The organism is Tepidimonas thermarum (assembly GCF_007556705.1).
Classification (GTDB): domain Bacteria; phylum Pseudomonadota; class Gammaproteobacteria; order Burkholderiales; family Burkholderiaceae_C; genus Tepidimonas; species Tepidimonas thermarum.
In genome coordinates this window covers 1-784 of sequence record NZ_VJOL01000124.1, presented here as the reverse complement: position 1 = coordinate 784, position 784 = coordinate 1, and the positions used below count along the sequence as shown (strand labels likewise).

Annotated in this window: 2 protein-coding genes; both read right to left on the bottom strand. The window is 65.9% G+C overall.

The features are described from left to right. Position 1: 1 nt before the first annotated feature. On the bottom strand, positions 2 to 313 hold the full coding sequence (gene soxZ / locus Tther_RS13205; protein WP_143904598.1) for a thiosulfate oxidation carrier complex protein SoxZ: 312 nt from the start codon (positions 311 to 313) through the stop codon (positions 2 to 4). A 37-nt stretch (positions 314 to 350) separates the two neighbouring features. Beyond that, entirely contained in the window at positions 351 to 782 is a 432-nt protein-coding gene (gene soxY / locus Tther_RS13200) for a thiosulfate oxidation carrier protein SoxY (RefSeq protein ID WP_143904596.1), read from the bottom strand. Positions 783 to 784: the final 2 nt, after the last annotated feature.

Below are 784 nucleotides of genomic sequence, written 5' to 3'. Positions count from 1 at the left end.
CTTAAGCGATGGTGGCCTCGTCGGTGCGCGACTCACCCTTGTTGTCGGTCCACTTGACCACCACCTTGTCGCCCTTGTTGCCGCCCTTGAACTTGAAGCTCAAAAACGGGTTTTGCGACACCGCCCCGCTCCACATCGCCTTGAGCACCTCTTTGCCATTGTGCGTGGCCACCACGTCCGTGATGTAGTGCGCCGGCACCAGGTTGCCAGACGCATCTTTGCGCGTGCCCGGCTCCATCGGGTGGCTCATGAGCACCCGCACCGTCGTCACCCCACCCGCTTCATTGGCGCGAATGCGCATCGGATCTGCCATCTCTGCTTCTCCTTTCCTCGTCTATGCTCGCACGCACTCAGCCGCCGCAGCCGCCCAGCGTGACCTTGGTTTCCTTGACCGCCGAGTACAGCTTGCCGTCGGCCTTGACCACCGCCAGCACGTTGGTGCTCTGCCCCATCTTCAGGCGCGTTTGCACCTCGGGCTCCGTGCCCGCAGGAATGATGAACCCCGCCGACAGCGGCGTCGGGTTCTTCTCCACCAGCAGGTAGATCTCCGTCGTGTTGGGCAGCTTGCTCACCGCCCCCACCGGCACCACGGCACCGTTTTCGGCGATGTCGGGCGAAATGATTTGCACCTGGTCGCTCGCCGCCGGCTGGCCACCCACGGCCGCCAGCGCCTCGGCCAGCGTCTTGGCCGCAAAGCCTTCGCGGCCCGCCGCCAGCGCCTGCTCAGCCGTCACCACGCCCAGCGACACCAGCGTCGCCAGCGCCCCACCGGCCTTGAGCACGG

Coding starts and splice junctions, on each gene's coding strand:
- soxZ (WP_143904598.1), bottom strand. CDS start 313: ATGGCAGATCCGATGCGCATTCGCGCCAATGAAGCGGGTGGGGTGACG.